Source organism: Bradyrhizobium australiense (assembly GCF_013114825.1).
GTDB classification, from domain to species: domain Bacteria; phylum Pseudomonadota; class Alphaproteobacteria; order Rhizobiales; family Xanthobacteraceae; genus Bradyrhizobium; species Bradyrhizobium australiense.
This window is the reverse complement of record NZ_JAAVLX010000001.1, coordinates 131,154-146,993: the sequence shown is the minus strand read 5'-3', so window position 1 is coordinate 146,993 and position 15,840 is coordinate 131,154. Positions and strand designations below refer to the sequence as shown.

Genomic DNA, 15,840 nt, shown 5'->3' with positions numbered 1-15,840 from the left:
TCCGCCTCAGCCAGCCTGTTTTACGCGCATGTACCACTCGACCAGTCTGCGGACTTGCCGCTCGGTATAGCCGCGCTCGACCATGCGCGCGACAAACTCACCGTGTTTCTTCTCGGTCTCACCGTCCTTCTTGGAGCCGAATGAAATGACGGGAAGCAGGTCCTCGACCTGGGAGAATATCCGCTTCTCTATCACTTCCCGGATCTTCTCGTAACTGGTCCAAGACGGGTTTTTGCCGCCGTTCTGGGCGCGCGACCGCAGCGAGAACTTGACGACCTCGTTGCGGAAGTCCTTGGGATTGGCAATCCCGGCCGGCTTTTCGATCTTGGTCAGCTCCTGATTGAGCAGGTCGCGATCGAGCAGTTGTCCGGTGTCGGGATCCTTGAAGTCCTGATCCTCGATCCAGGCATCGGCGTAGTCGACGTAACGATCGAAGAGGTTCTGGCCGTAATCCGCATAGGATTCCAGGTAGGCCTTCTGGATCTCATGCCCGATGAATTCGGCGTAGCGCGGCGCCAGTTCGGCCTTGATGAACTCGAGGTAACGCTTCTCGACTTCGTCGGGAAGCTGCTCGCGCCGGATCGCCTGCTCCAGCGTGTACATCAGGTGGACCGCGTCGGCCCCGACCTCGTTGGTGTCATGGTTGAAGGTCGCGGCGAGAACCTTGAAGGCGAAGCGGGTCGAAACGCCGTCCATGCCTTCATCAACGCCTGCAGCATCCCTGTATTCCTGAACGCTGCGCGCCTTCGGATCGGATTCCTTCAGGCTTTCACCGTCGTAGATCCGCATCTTGGCGAACACGGTCGAATTCTCGTGCTTGCGCAACCGCGACATCACCGAGAAGCGCGCCATCGTTTCCAGCGTGGCCGGAGCGCACGGTGCGGTGGCAAGTTCGGAGCTCTGGATCAGCTTCTCGTAGATCTTCTGTTCTTCTGTAACCCGCAGGACGTACGGCACCTTGATGACGCAGATGCGGTCGATGAAGGCCTCATTGTTCTTGTTGGCCTTGAAGCTTTGCCATTCGGCCTCGTTGGAGTGGGCGAGAATGACGCCGGTGAAGGGGATCGCACCGATATTCTCAGTCCCGATATAGTTGCCCTCCTGCGTCGCCGTCAGCAACGGATGCAGCATCTTGATCGGCGCCTTGAACATCTCGACGAATTCGAGAATGCCCTGGTTGGCGCGATTGAGGCCGCCCGAATAGCTGTAAGCGTCGGGATCGTTCTGGGCGAAGGTCTCCAGCTTTCGGATGTCGACCTTGCCGACCAGTGACGAGATGTCCTGGTTGTTTTCATCTCCGGGCTCGGTCTTTGCAATCGCGATCTGCCGCAACCGCGACGGCTGGATCTTGGCGACGCGGAATTGCGAGATGTCGCCGCCAAAGGATTCAAGGCGCTTGTAGCACCACGGGCTCATCAAGCCGCTGAGGCGGCGGCGCGGAATGCCGTACTTCTCTTCGAGCATCGGACCCAGTGAATCCGGATCGAACAGGCTGAGCGGGCTTTCGAACACGGGGCTAAGTTCGTCGCCGGCCTTCAAGACGTAGATGGGATGGACTTCCATCAATGATTTGAGACGCTCGGCAAGCGACGACTTTCCGCCGCCGACTGGCCCGAGCAGATAGAGTATCTGCTTGCGCTCTTCGAGGCCCTGGGCCGCGTGGCGGAAGAACCCGACGATGCGCTCGATCGTGTCTTCCATGCCGTAGAAGCCCGCGAAGGCCGGATAGAGCCGCATCGTGCGATTCAAAAAGATGCGGCCAAGGCGAGGGTCCTTGGCCGTGTCAATCATCTGAGGCTCGCCGATCGCAGCTAGTAGTCGTTCGGTCGCATTGGCATATCGCATCGGATCGTTTCGACACGACTCGAGATATTCCGCCATCGACATATCGGTCTGGCTTCTAGCTTCGAAGGACCGGGCGAAAGCATTGAACAGAGAATCGTTGTACATGATCCGTCTCTCCATGGTCACCTGTAAATGCCGGACGCACCACTAGGGTTCCAGTATCGGAGCGTCACAGCTTCCGTTCGCGAATCACCATCAGCACATATGACGATTGGACACGCGAGCGACTTCACAATGCAATGCAATAGTCGTGCTACCGGCCTCAGCCTCGTAATGATACGGTGCCATTTCACTCCTGATGTATCCGTGCTGCAACATTCAGCACCGGGCTAGTACCGAGCAGACGGCAAGGGGTTTTTTAGGGATTCTGAGCACTGCGCTGCTCGAATCGGCGGCGGACTGGCAAATCTGACAGGACAAAGCGGAGGAATTCCGGATTCTGAGCGGCCCAAACGTGCGAGAATGGCGGCCTTTTTTGTCATGTCCGGAGGGCCGGTCAGCCACAAAGGCCGAGATTAACACCCGTTCATTCCGTGAATCTGGCGTTGAACGCATCCCGGCCCACCTGCAACTAAAGTAAGGGGCCGCGCGTTTAATCCGAGTCTGCCATAAAATATCACTGTCGCCGCCGTCGCCTCCGTCGGAGCCAATGCCCGTCACGCCCAGGATGGCGTCAAAGCCAGGGCCACCGCATGCGGCGGGCGGATGTTCGGCGGCCTGCTCAGCCAAAAGACGTATACCTGCTTCGTGCATCGTTATGACGCCAACCATCTGGCGCAGCATCCGAAGCAGAAAGTCAGCACGATGAAGCTTTTGGTGACGGCCGAAGACGCGCCGGAAAGACAAGACCGTCAATTATTCCTTCCGCCTCGGCTTCAAATAGCGCCACCGCGCGGGCAATTTCGATTCCAGCGGCTATTGCAATCACATTGTCGCCGAAAACACTGGCGGCGAAATTCGTCTCCGCTGCGGCGTCGATTGCGAAGGCGGCGGCATTGAAGTGGCGATGAAGGACGATAGATCCGCGCTGATCCGGTTGGAGCGGTTCAGGATCTGGGAGCGCAACAAGTCGGCGACAATGCCAGCAACGATCTGGTTGCTGGCGCTGACGACAGTATTTTTCGTGTCGATCGCGCGGACTTGAACGAATGCGTCGAACTGGTGACCGATCACAAGGAACTTGCGGCCCTCAGGCACAAATAGAAGCCACATTCTTCGAGCTGGGAGGATGCCATGCACCGGCGCAATATCCTGTGGGGCGCGATTCAGCGCTCGGTGCAGCCTTTGCCGCCTCTCGCGCCGGCGCGACTACCGAAGCTGCACCTTCGGCAAATTTGAAAGTCGTCTATCACCTCAACGATCTCGACAAGGTCATTTTCGTGCTCGGCAACATCCAGAATCATCTCGATGGGGTCGGGGTCCCGACCATGTCACGATCGCGCTGGTGATTACACGGCCAGGCGCTGCGCGCGTTTCATTCGGCTTCCGTCAATCCCGACCTTTCCCGGCGTGTCGGTCAATTCTCCAAGGCCGGGAGTAAGCTCGCTGCCTGTGGCAACTCCATGAAGTCGCAGAACGTCGCGCTGAAGGATTTGCTGCCGGGCTTTATTGCCGCCGATCGTGGCGGCGTGGTGCGGATCGCCGAGCTGCAATGCAGGACTATCCTTACCTGAGGCCTTGAGACGCCGCCGATTGACGCGAACAATTCACGTCAATCGCTCATTTGGACAATTTGGTCGCCGCACTTTCGCCCGCTCCATCGCGCTGAATACTTCTTGTGTTCTGATCCAGTTGCGACGACGCCGGCGCGCCCGCTCGCACGCCGACATGTGGGATGCGTTCCCCTGCAACGGCTTGCGGAATATTTTGCGCGTGAACCCGCAAATGTACCGGCCGCTTCTGCCGTGGTCGGGCCGAGGGCAATCAGGCCGCACAAAATCGCGAGACAGTCCCGGGGGCGAGAAAGGACGGCTCATGACGCCTCCTTCACGACTTCGTGCATCTGCCCGTTGATGTCGCCATTTCGAAGGCTGGTTCGACCGATCCGCCAGTATCGCCGCGGGCAAGAGCAGCCATTTTCCGGGATCGAACCGGAGCGAATGGCGTTATTGTCCCGGACAGCCCCCTTCCATCCGGTGCATACCCAACCAAATGTTGACTTTCCGGCCCTGCCCCCGAAAGCTGCCGGAAGCCCAAAAATCGACCGATCGAACAGAACAGGCACCATGAATCCCGTCAAAGCACTCGAAAATCATGGCCAGGCAATCTGGCTGGACTTCCTCGCCCGCGGCTTCGTCGATAAGGGCGACCTCAAGGCGCTGATCGATACCGACGGCGTCAAGGGCGTGACGTCGAATCCCTCGATCTTCGAAAAAGCGATCGGCAGTTCGGACGAATATGACGGCGCCATCAGCCGCGCCCTGAAAGCGGGCGACCGCCCCGTCGCCGCCCTGTTCGAGGCGCTCGCCGTCGAGGACATCCAGAACGCCGCCGATGTGCTGCGCCCGGTGTACGACCGTTTGAACGGCAATGACGGTTTCGTCAGCCTCGAGGTCTCGCCCTATCTGGCGATGGACACCAAGGGGACTATTGCGGAAGCCCAACGGCTCTGGAAGGACGTCAAGCGTCAGAACTTGATGGTGAAGGTGCCGGCCACACCGGAAGGGCTGCCCGCGATCGAACACCTGATCGGCGAAGGCATCAGCATCAACATTACACTGTTGTTCTCGCAAGACGTCTATCGCGAGGTGGCGGAGGCCTACATCGCCGGCCTGGAAAAATACGTCGCCAAGGGCGGCGATCCCGCATCCGTCGCCAGCGTCGCCTCTTTCTTCGTCAGCCGCATCGATACCGCGGTGGACAAGCAGCTCGACGAGAAGATTGCGAAAGCCAATGACCCGAGCGAAAAGGAGCGGCTGAGCGCGCTGAAGGGCAAGGTCGCGATCGCCAACGCCAAGCTCGCCTACCAGGACTACAAGCGGCGGTTCGCAGGGCACCGCTGGGAGAAGCTTGCGGCCAAGGGCGCCAAGCCGCAGCGGCTGTTGTGGGCGTCCACCGGCACCAAGAACAAGGACTACAGCGACGTGCTGTATGTCGAGGAATTGATCGGTCCCAACACCGTCAACACCGTGCCGCCGGCAACGCTCGATGCGTTCCGCGACCATGGCAAGGTGAGGGACAGCCTCGAAGAGAATATAGAAGATGCGAGCCGCGTGCTGGAAGAGCTCGAAAAATCCGGCGTCTCGCTCGACGCCATCACGGCCGAGCTGGTCAAGGACGGTGTCAAGCTGTTCGCGGACTCTGCCGACAAGCTCTATGGCGCGGTCGCATACAAGCGCGCGACCTCGCTCGGCGGCGGCATCGACCAGCAGCAACTCGCGCTCGGCGATGGCATCCGCAAGGCTGTCGAGAAGAGCGCCGAGGAGTGGCGCGCGTCGGCCAAAATCCGAAGGCTGTGGCAGAAGGACAAATCGGTCTGGACTGATGACGACGAGAACAAGTGGTTGGGCTGGCTGAACAGCGCGGCTGCCGCCAACGTCGCCGACTACGAGGATTTTGCCCGCCGCGTGAAGGGGCAGAATTTCAGTGACGCGGTCGTGCTCGGCATGGGCGGCTCGAGCCTCGGGCCGGAAGTGCTGGCGGAAACGTTCCCGAAGAAGTCCGGCTTTCCGAAGCTGCATGTGCTGGATTCGACCGATCCCGCACAGGTGCGCGCGATGGAGGATACCATCGATCTCGCCCACACGCTGTTCATCGTCTCCAGCAAATCCGGCGGCACCACCGAGCCGAACGTGATGAAGGATTATTTCTTCGATCGCATTTCCAAGACGATCGGCAAGGACAAGGCCGGCCATCGCTTCATCGCGGTCACCGATCCTGGATCGTCGCTGGAGAAGATGGCGATCAAGCAGGGCTTTGCGCGGATATTTCACGGCGATCCCACGATCGGCGGACGCTATTCCGTGCTGTCGCCGTTCGGACTGGTGCCGGCGGCTGCCGCCGGCATCGACGTTCGCAGTCTGGTCACGCACGCGCTCGCGATGGTGCGCTCCTGCGGCGCTGATGTGCCGCCGCATGAAAATCCGGGCGTGCAGCTAGGACTGGCGCTGGGCCTCGCCGGCCTCGAAGGCCGCGACAAGGTGACGATTGCCTCGTCGGAGAAGGTCGCCGATTTTGGCGCCTGGGCCGAACAACTGATCGCCGAATCCACTGGCAAGGAGGGGAAGGGCCTGATCCCGATCGACGGCGAGCCGCTGGGCGATCCCTTACTTTACGGCGACGACCGCTTCTTCATCGATATCCGGACCGAAGGCGAGGACGATGCCTCGCATGACGACAGGCTTAAGGCACTCGAGGCGGCCGGGCATCCCGTGGTCCGCATCGTCATGAAGTCGATCGACCATATCGGCCAGGAATTTTTTCGGTTTGAGATGGCGACCGCCGTCGCGGGTGCGATCCTCGGCATTAATCCGTTCAACCAGCCCGATGTGGAAGCGGCCAAGATCAAGACCCGCGAGTTGACGGGTGCGTTCGAGAAGACCGGATCGCTGCCGGCGGAGGAGCCGGTCATTTCGACCGACGAGGCTGATCTCTACACCGACGAGCACAACGCGGCCGAGTTGCGCAAGGCCGGCGCCGACGGCACGCTCGGCTCCTGGATCAAAGCGCATCTTTCACGCTCCGACACCGGCGACTATGTCGCCCTGCTCGCCTATATCGCGCGCAATCCCGGCACGATCGGCTCGTTGCAAAAGATGCGGCTTGCGGTGCGCGACACGCATCATCTGGCGACCTGCGCCGAATTCGGCCCGCGCTTCCTGCACTCGACCGGGCAGGCCTACAAAGGCGGTCCCGACAGCGGCGTGTTCCTGCAGATCACGGCCGACGACGCGGACGACTTGCCGGTACCCGGACAGAAGGCGAGTTTCGGCATCATCAAGGCGGCGCAGGCGCGTGGCGATTTCGACGTGCTCACCGAACGCGGCAGGCGTGCGCTGCGCGTCCATCTCAAGGGCGATCTCGGATCGGGGCTGTCTGCGCTCGATGCCGCAATCGCAGAAGCGCTCAGCTAGGGAAGTCAAGCTATGCAACTCGGCATGATCGGCCTCGGCCGGATGGGCGGCAACATCGTCCGCCGGCTGATGAAGAACGGCCACACCGCTGTGGTCTATGACAAGGACGCCAAGGCGGTGGCCAGCCTCGCCGGCGAAGGCGCAACCGGCGCTGACACGCTGGAAGATTTCGTGGCGAAGCTGGAGAAGCCGCGCACGGCCTGGGTGATGCTGCCGGCCGGCAAGATCACCGAGGCAACCATCGAGGCGCTCGCAAAGCTGATGCAGCCCGGCGACGTCATCATCGATGGCGGCAACACGTTCTGGCAGGACGACGTCCGCCGCGGCGCGGCACTGAAGGCAAAAGGCATCCACTATCTCGACGTCGGCACCAGCGGCGGCGTCTGGGGCATCGAGCGCGGGTATTGCATGATGATCGGCGGCGACAAGACGGTCGTCGACCAGCTCGATCCGATCTTCAAGACGCTGGCGCCGGGCGTCGGCGACATCCCGCGCACATCGGGGCGTGAGGGCCGCGACCCGCGCGTCGAGCAGGGCTATATCCACGCCGGCCCGTCGGGCGCCGGACACTTCGTCAAGATGATCCATAACGGCATCGAATACGGCCTGATGCAGGCCTATGCCGAGGGCTTTGACATCCTGAAGAACGCCAATATCGACGCGCTGCCGCCTGAGCATCGCTTCGAGTTCGACATGGCCGACATCGCCGAGGTGTGGCGGCGCGGCAGCGTGATCCCCTCCTGGCTGCTCGATCTCACCGCTTCCGCGCTCGCGGAAAACCAGACACTCGACACCTACTCCGGCTTTGTCGAAGATTCCGGCGAAGGCCGATGGACGGTCAACGCTGCGATCGACGAGGCCGTGCCGGCGGAAGTGCTGACGGCGGCACTCTATGCGCGCTTCCGTTCGCGCAAGGATCACACCTTTGCGGAAAAGATTCTTTCCGCGATGCGGGCCGGCTTCGGTGGCCACAAGGAGCCGCCGAAGAAGCCCACTTTGAAGGCGTGAGCAGTCATGGAGATGGGTCAAACGACACAGAAGAAGCCCGATCCCTGCTCCTTCGTCATTTTCGGCGTCACCGGGGATCTCACGCATCGGCTGGTGATCCCCGCGCTCTATAACCTCGAGGCATCCAATCTGCTGCCGGACAAGTTCTGCGTGGTCGGCGTTGCCCGTAAGGGCATGACAAACGATGAACTTCGTGGCAGCCTGGTGAAAGGCTTGCGCCAGTTCGCGACGCGACCGGTGGACGATGCAATTGCGCAACGTCTGCTTGAATGCGTAACTTGTATCGAGGCCGATCCCAAAGACCCGGCCTCGTTCGATGCGATGAGCAAACAGCTCGATAAATTGGAAGCCGCTCGCAATACCGGCGGCAATCGCCTTTTTTATCTCGCAACGCCGCCCAACGCTTTCCTGCCAATCAGCCGCGAGCTTGGCCGCACAGGCATGCTGGCGGAGAACGGCGCATGGCGGCGACTGGTGGTCGAAAAGCCGTTCGGCACCGACCTCGCTTCGGCAAAAGCGCTCAACGGTGAACTGCTCAAGCTCGTCGATGAGCACCAAATCTACCGGATCGACCATTATCTCGGCAAGGAGACGGTGCAGAACATTCTGGTGCTGCGCTTTGCCAACGGCATGTTCGAGCCGATCTGGAACCGCAACCACATCGACCATATTCAGATCACGGTCGACGAAAAGCTCGGCGTCGGCCATCGCGGCAGTTTCTACGATGCTACCGGCGCATTGCGCGACATGGTGCCCAACCATCTCTTTCAGTTGCTTTCGCTCGTCGCCATGGAGCCGCCGATCCGGTTCGATGCACATTCGGTTCGCACGGAAAAGGCGGATGTGCTCGCTGCGATCCAGATGCAGAGCGAGCAAGAGGCGTTGCAGAATTCGGTGCGCGGTCAATATCGGGGCGGCAAGATCGGCGATGTCGAAATCGAGGACTATCGCAAGACCCCCGAAGTCAAGCCTGGCAGCACCACCGAGACTTATGCCGCGCTGAAGCTGACCATCGACAATTGGCGCTGGGCCGGCGTGCCTTTTTATCTCCGCACCGGTAAGGCGCTCGGCGTCAAGCGCACCGAAATCGCAATCAAGTTCAAGCAGGCGCCGTTTGCGATGTTCCGGGACACGCCAGTGGACCGGCTGTCGCAGAATTATCTCATCATCTCGACCGAGCCGACCGAGGGGATCGCGCTTCAATTCAACACCAAGGTGCCGGGGCCGAACATCAACATCGACGGGGTCGAGATGAAGTTCCGCTACAAGGACTACTTCAAGGCCGAGCCTTCCACCGGCTACGAGACGCTGATCTACGACTGCATGATCGGCGACAACATCCTGTTTCAGCGCGCCGACAGCGTCGAGGCCGGGTGGCAGGCGGTGCAGCCGTTCCTCGATGCCTGGAAGAAGGCCGGCGGCAAAGGACTGAAGGTTTACGAACCCGGCAGCGAAGGACCGGAAGAAGCCAACGATTTGCTTGAACGCGACGGCCGAAGCTGGCGAAAGCTTGGGTGAGCGATGACAGCGAACGACAATCGCCGCGTGATTGCGGTCGCCGATCCGGCCGCACTGGCCGAGGCCGCGGCCGAACGCGTGCTGGCCAGGATCGGGGCCAATAGCGGCCGCGTGGCGATTTGCCTGACTGGCGGATCGAGCCCGAGACAGCTTTATCAAGTGCTCGCCACCGACGCCTATCGAAGCCGCATCCCGTGGCAGCGCGTGCACTGGTTCATCGGCGACGAGCGCTTTGTGCCGGCGGACGATCCACTCAACAACATGGGCATGGCGCGGAGGACTTTCCTGGATCGATGCGCGCCGGCGGCGAACATCCATCTGATTCCGACCGCGACCGCCGACCCGGCGGATCCCGACCGGTGCGCCGCGCTGTACGAACAGGAACTGCAATCGTTCTATGGGGCAGACACGCTCGATCAAAGCCGCCCCGTGTTCGATCTCGTGCTGATGGGTGTAGGTCCCGATGGCCACACCGCCTCGCTATTTCCCGGCGATCCGGCGCTCGAGGAGACCGCGCGCTGGGTAGTCGGCGTGCCACGCGCGAATGTCGAGCCGTTCGTCCCGCGGATTACCCTCACGCTGCCCATCCTTGGCTCCTGCCGCGAAATGCTGTTCGAGATTGCGGGCGCCGGGAAGCGCGCGATCTTGACGCGCCTCTTTGCCCGCGAGAACCTGCCTGCCAACCGCGCGCGATCCACCGGCGAGACGGTCTGGCTGGTGGACCGGGAAGCGCTTCCGGAGGATTTTGGTGGGCGATAGGACTCCTTGCGCGCTGGTGGTGATGGGCGTTTCCGGTTCGGGCAAGAGCACCATCGCCGCTCATCTCGCCAGGCGCCTCGGCTGGCGCTACGAGGACGGCGACCAATTCCACCCGCCAGCCAACGTTGCGAAGATGAGCGCCGGCCATCCGCTGACCGACGAAGACCGCTGGCCATGGCTGCAGGCGATTGCCGACGAGATCGACCGCGTTTGCGCATCCAGCGAGCATGCCGTGATCGCCTGCTCGGCGTTGAAGCGCGCCTATCGCGATATCCTCGTACACGGCCGCGACGATGTTCGCATCGTCTTTCTTGATGGAACGCAGGATCTGATCGCGGCCCGGCTTGCCACCCGCAAGGGACATTTCATGCCGCCGGGCCTGCTCGCCAGCCAGTTCAGGACGCTGGAGCCGCCGGGCGCGGGCGAGCGGCCGATCAGGGTATCGATCGATGCTACGGTCGAGAACATCGTGGATGACATCGTCGGTCAATTGAACCTGGTCCCCCAATGACACGTATTGCGCTCGTTGTTTCCGACGTCGACGGCACCCTGTTGACGCACGACAAGGTCCTGACCGATGGCGCCAAGGCGGCCGTGCGCAAGCTGCATGCGGCCGGCATCGGTTTCACCATCGTCTCCAGCCGGCCGACCATCGGCATGGGCTTTCTGATCGAGCCGCTTTCGATCACGCTTCCGGTCGGTGCCTTTAACGGCAGCTCGATCGTCGATGACAAATTGAAGCCGATCGAGCAGCATCTGATCGGCGCAACCGTGGCGCAGCGCAGCCTCGACGTGCTCAATGCCTTCGGCGTCGATATGTGGCTGTTCACCAATCAGCGCTGGTACACGCGCAATCCCGATGGCGAGTATGTCCCGCACGAGAAGCGGGCCATCAAGGCCGACCCGACGATCATCGCCGACTTCAAGCCGCATCTCGCGGAAGCCTGCAAGATCGTCGGTGCCAGTTCGGACGCCGAGCTGTTGCAGCGCTGCGAGGTGGCGATGCAGGAGGCCGTCGGCCGGGCGGCGACCGCGGTCCGCTCGCAGACCTATTATCTCGACGTCACGCCGCCCGGTCAGGACAAGGGCACCTTCGTGGACGCCATGATCAGGCGGCTCGGCATTTCGGCCGCAGCGGTCGCGACCATCGGCGACATGGAGAACGACCTTCCGATGTTTGCCCGAAGCGGCATCTCGTTTGCGATGGGCAACGCGGCCGAAGGCATCAAGAAGCACGCGACGCATGTAACCGAAAGTAACGAGCACGACGGGTTTGCGCGCGCGATTGAGACGGTGCTGCGGCTCGGTTAGGCAAGAGCCGGCGTATCAAGCCCGCCTCAAGGACAAATCGCGCAATTCTCAAAGTCTTCGCGCGGCGAATCCGTTTCTGTCGGCCGGCACGATCGGCAAGCGCGAGCCGGTGCCCGACCGCCGTCTCCTCCCATGAAGGCAGGCTCCCCAGCCCGAACCTGCCGCGGCGAAGACGGGTGCCGGCTCGCGCGACTTTCGTGGCCGCCACCGCGCGGCCTTACCGTCATAGCGAGCGCGGAAGGGTGGGCAAAGCGACTTGTCGACCGTAGCTCAACGAGGAAGGCGGAAGCGTGCCCACCATTTTCGAGCAAGACGTGAGATGGTGGGCACGGCACTGCGCGCCTTTACCCACCCTACCGGCCTCGACCGCTATTTCGAGCGCTGCATCGCCGGCTTCTCGGTCGACTTCTTCGCTAGGCTAAGATTGTGCGCGGTGTTGATCAGCGCGATATGCGTGAGGGCTTGCGGGAAATTGCCGGTCTGGCGGCGGGCCGCCGTATCGTACTCCTCAGCCAGGAGGCCGAGGTCGTTGGCGACGGCGACGACGCGGTCAAACAGGTCTTGCGCCTTGGCGAACTCACCCGCCAGAACATAGGCATCCGCCAGCCACAGCGTGCAGGCGAGGAACGCGCCTTCAGCCGGCTGTTTCTCCGCTTCACGAGGATCGTGCCGCAGCACGAAGCCATCGCGCATGAGATGCCGTTCGGTCGCCTCCAACGTGCCCCGCACGCGGGGATCTTCAGGCGGCAGAAATCCCACCGACGGCAGCAACAGGATGCTGGCGTCGAGCATTTTTGAGCCGTATGACTCGACGAACGCGTTCAGTTCGGGATCAAATCCCTTGGCGCAGACGTCGCGGTGAATGGCGTCGCGCAGCACCCGCCACTTCACCAGCGGCGCCTTGAGGCCGAACGTCTCGGCGCTCTTGATTCCGCGGTCGAACGCCACCCAGGTCATTACCTTCGATGAGACATAATGCTTGCCCGCGCCGCGGCGCTCCCAGATGCCGTGATCCGGCTGGTCCCACCGTCCGGCAAGGTGCTGCAGCACGGCGCATTCCAACGCCCAGCTGGTTTCATCCATTTCGAGCTTGGCCACACGCCACTGGTGAAAGGCGTCGATCAATTCACCGTAGACGTCGAGCTGTAGCTGCGCATGCGCGGCGTTGCCGACCCGCACGGGACGTGCCCCTTCATAGCCGGGCAGCCACGTGGCCTCCCATTCCAGCAGACGCCGGTGTCCCATGATTCCGTACATGATCTGCATGTTGGCGGGAGAACCCGCCGCTGCCCGCAGCAGCCAACGGTGCCAGGCGGAGGCTTCTTCGGTATAACCCGAGTTCATCAGCGCCAGCAGCGTGAAGGTGGCGTCGCGCAGCCAGCAGAAGCGATAATCCCAATTCCTGGCGCCGCCGAGCTTTTCCGGCAGCGAGGTCGTCGGCGCAGCGACGATGCCGCCGGTCGGGGCATAGGTCTGCGCCTTCAGCGTGATCAGCGAGCGCATCACGAGATCGCGATATTCGCTTTGATAGCTGCAGCGGCTGCACCATTCGCTCCAGAACGCCTCGGTATCCTTCAACGCATATGACGGGTCGATCGGCTTCGGCACCGGCAGATGCGACGGACCGTAGGTGAGCACGAAGGGAACGGTATCGCCCTCGCCGACCTCGAAATCGGCCACCGTCGTCAAATCCTCGCCGCGGGTTTCGACCGGCGTGCGCAACACCGTCATGTCCTGCCCGCAGATCGCGAGCAACGCGGAGCCGTCCTCGCTCTTCTTGACCCAGGGAATGTCGATGCCGAAGCCGAAGCGGATCACCAGTTGCATATGCATCCTGACCCGCCCGCGCACGCCGCGCACCAGCCGCACCACATCGGAGGCGTTGCCGCGCGGCGGCATGAAATCGATCAGATCGACCGCGCCGTCAGCCGTCTCGAACCGTGTCTCCAGGATCAGAGTATGGTCCCAATAGCGCCGCGACGTGCCGGTGACCTCCTCCGCTGGTGCGATCAGCCAGCGGCCGTGCTTGTGGGTACCGAGAAGGGCCGCAAAGCACGCGTCGGAATCGAAGGCCGGCCAGCACAGCCAATCGATCGATCCGTCACGGCCGACCAGTGCCGCGGTCTCGCAATCGCCGATCAACCCGTAGTCTTCGATCCGGCACGACAAGATGATTCACCACCAGAGCGGAACGGCATTTCTTCCAACTGTCATCCCGCTTACCTCGTCCTCGAGCTCGTCAGATCGCGGCGCGTGACCGCTCATGGGTTGCCGCCTTGAGTGCGACGACGTCGACTGTGGACGCCATCTCTTCGATCGGCACCGGAAGCCGCCGCCGCCAGTTCGGATGCTCGTTGACGGTGCCGGGGATATTGGGCTGGTCGACCACCCCGAGCAGATCCTCCAGTGAGACCGCGAGCAGCCGCGATTTGGTCCGCGCCAGGAAATTCGCGACCGAATAAAGATCGTTGCGGTCGATGGCGTGATGCCGCAGCACGTCGTCCAGCATGGCAAGCGCGTGCCAGCGCGCCTCGTCGCTCTCGCCCGGATCGATCCCGAGCGAGCGCTTCAGCTCGAGATCGCCGAACGAGCGCCAGCCGGCATAGGTCGAGAGATCATGGGTGTTGAAGGTGACGAGCGCATTGGTCAGGTAATGATCGATGTTGCGGAACGATCCGTGGTCGTCGCGCTCGAACATCATCACGAGATATGACCAGATGCCCCAATCGGCGATCTGGTCGCGAAATCCTTCCGGCACCGTGCCGAGATCTTCGCCGATCACGACGCAGCGATGGGCGAGGCTTTCCAGCGCGGTCACCGCGAGCAGCGCCTCGAACGGCATCTGCACATAGACACCGTCGCGTGCGGTGAAGCCCTGCGGCACCAGATAGAGCCGTTTCAGGCCCAGCACATGATCCAGCCGGATCGCGCCGGCGTGCCGCATCGAGGCGCGCAGCATGTCGCGATACGGCGCAAAGGACTGCCGCTCGAGCCCTGCCGCATTAAAGCCGGCGAGGCCCCAGCTCTGGCCGGCGGTGTTGAGCGGATCGGGTGGCGCGCCGACGCCCAGATGGCGGGAGATCGCGACCTGTTCATTCCAGGCATCGAACCCGTCGGCCTGCACGCCGACTGCGACATCGAGATAGAGCCCGACCTTCATGCCGAGCTTCTTCGCCAGATCGCTGGCAGCGCCGAGCTGCCGGTCGGCGGTCCACTGCACAAATTCGACGAATTCGATTTCACCGGCGTCCGCGCCCTCGCGCAAGGCGGCGCATCTGGCATCGTCCGGCTGACGCCACTCTTCGGGCCATTGCCACCACGGCTTGCCGAATTTGTGCCGGAGTACCTCGAAGCAGGCAAAGTGTGACAGCAATGTGCCGCGCTCGGTGCGGAATTGGTCGAAATCCTGTTGGCGGGCCGGCTTGGCGTCGGCCTTGAAGGCAGCAAAGGCGGAACGAAGCGCGCGCCACTTCAAACCGGCGACGCCGACATAATCGACGATGTCGCCTGCCCGCAACGGCGCCAGCGCCTCGCTTGTTTCGGAATCGAGCTGGTATTCGGGAAGCTTTTCGACGTCGATGTAGAGCGCGTTGAGAAACAACCGGCTGTTTGGCGAATACGGGCTGCAATCGCCCGGGCGATCGTCGAACAGGACGTGTAGCGGATTGAGGCCGACGCCGTCCGCGCCGAGTTGATCGGCGAGTTCGATCAAGCTCGCAAGGTCGGTGAAGTCGCCCATGCCCCAATTGCGCGCCGAGCGAACGGCGTAAAGCTGGGCCGCGAGCAGCCAGCAGCGGTCGAACTCGCCGCCAAACGCCCGTTCCGGCGCCGAAATCAGCGGCACATTCTCCGCGCTCGCGGTATCGCTCACCTGCAGCCGGTAGATGCCGAGCGGCAGGTCCCTGGGCCAGTCGATGGCATGATCCGAGTTCTCGCCCTTGGCGATAACTCCTGAATCCGCCACGATTTTCCACTCCACCGGGAGCCTGGCTGCAGGGATTTCGGTTCGCGACGGCCGTCCGGACCGGACCACGACCGGGTGGCCAACCAGCGGCCCCGGCACCTGCGGCGGCAGGGCATCCAGGATAATTTTGAGAGCGGCGGCGTCTGTCACACGGCGACGGCCCTGACCATCCACGAACTCGGTCTGGATTCCCTGGGCCTTGGCTTGAGCAAAAAGATCCATTCGGCACGTACTTTGCACGCAAACATCAAACCGATGTCGCGAAATTGTCCAATTACGGGAAGGAGATAGAAGCTGTGTAACGCTCGGGCCCGCCAACGGTTCCACTGGAACCAAAGCGGGGCGAGTGGCTTTCTATCTATG

The 15,840-nt window shown here is 62.1% G+C and carries 10 protein-coding genes and 1 pseudogene; 8 read left to right on the top strand and 3 right to left on the bottom strand.

Annotated features, from left to right (window positions below):
* Positions 1-6: 6 nt before the first annotated feature.
* Entirely contained in the window at positions 7-1,950 is a 1,944-nt protein-coding gene (locus HCN58_RS00600) for a PrkA family serine protein kinase (RefSeq protein WP_171577444.1), read from the bottom strand.
* A 901-nt stretch (positions 1,951-2,851) separates the two neighbouring features.
* Between HCN58_RS00600 and HCN58_RS37325 the strand changes: the two genes are divergently transcribed.
* From HCN58_RS37325 to HCN58_RS00560, 8 genes and pseudogenes are all read left to right on the top strand, one after another.
* Positions 2,852-2,989 (top strand): hypothetical protein, encoded by a 138-nt coding sequence (locus HCN58_RS37325; protein ID WP_376701129.1) that lies wholly within the window; start codon positions 2,852-2,854, stop codon positions 2,987-2,989.
* A gap of 89 nt (positions 2,990-3,078) precedes the next feature.
* Positions 3,079-3,526, top strand: a pseudogene (locus HCN58_RS37010) (DsrE family protein).
* A gap of 544 nt (positions 3,527-4,070) precedes the next feature.
* The gene (locus tag HCN58_RS00585; protein ID WP_171577443.1) at positions 4,071-6,917 is read left to right on the top strand and encodes a bifunctional transaldolase/phosoglucose isomerase; all 2,847 of its coding nucleotides are present in this window, start codon (positions 4,071-4,073) and stop codon (positions 6,915-6,917) included.
* A gap of 12 nt (positions 6,918-6,929) precedes the next feature.
* Positions 6,930-7,925, top strand: coding sequence for a phosphogluconate dehydrogenase (NAD(+)-dependent, decarboxylating) (gene gnd / locus HCN58_RS00580; RefSeq protein ID WP_171577442.1), 996 nt, complete (start codon positions 6,930-6,932; stop codon positions 7,923-7,925).
* Between the two features lie 6 nt (positions 7,926-7,931).
* Positions 7,932-9,443 carry a glucose-6-phosphate dehydrogenase gene (gene zwf / locus HCN58_RS00575; RefSeq protein WP_171577441.1) on the top strand — a complete coding sequence of 504 codons (1,512 nt, stop codon included), beginning with the start codon at positions 7,932-7,934 and terminating at the stop codon, positions 9,441-9,443.
* Positions 9,444-9,446: 3 nt separating this feature from the next.
* Positions 9,447-10,202, top strand: a complete 756-nt coding sequence (pgl, locus tag HCN58_RS00570) for a 6-phosphogluconolactonase (RefSeq protein ID WP_171577440.1) — start codon at positions 9,447-9,449, stop codon at positions 10,200-10,202.
* 22 nt (positions 10,203-10,224) lie between these two features.
* A complete protein-coding gene (locus HCN58_RS00565) occupies positions 10,225-10,713 on the top strand; it encodes a gluconokinase (protein ID WP_171577972.1) in 489 nt (162 codons plus the stop codon).
* Complete coding sequence (locus tag HCN58_RS00560) at positions 10,710-11,513, top strand: Cof-type HAD-IIB family hydrolase (protein ID WP_171577439.1); 804 nt, start codon at positions 10,710-10,712, stop codon at positions 11,511-11,513. The genes HCN58_RS00565 and HCN58_RS00560 overlap by 4 nt, the downstream gene beginning before the upstream one ends.
* A 369-nt stretch (positions 11,514-11,882) precedes the next feature.
* Here HCN58_RS00560 and HCN58_RS00555 read toward each other — a convergent pair whose 3' ends face one another.
* Entirely contained in the window at positions 11,883-13,682 is a 1,800-nt protein-coding gene (locus HCN58_RS00555; protein WP_171577438.1) for a glycoside hydrolase family 15 protein, read from the bottom strand.
* A gap of 70 nt (positions 13,683-13,752) precedes the next feature.
* Positions 13,753-15,699: a 4-alpha-glucanotransferase gene (gene malQ / locus HCN58_RS00550; RefSeq protein ID WP_171577437.1), complete on the bottom strand. Its 1,947-nt coding sequence runs from the start codon at positions 15,697-15,699 to the stop codon at positions 13,753-13,755.
* Positions 15,700-15,840 lie beyond the last annotated feature (141 nt).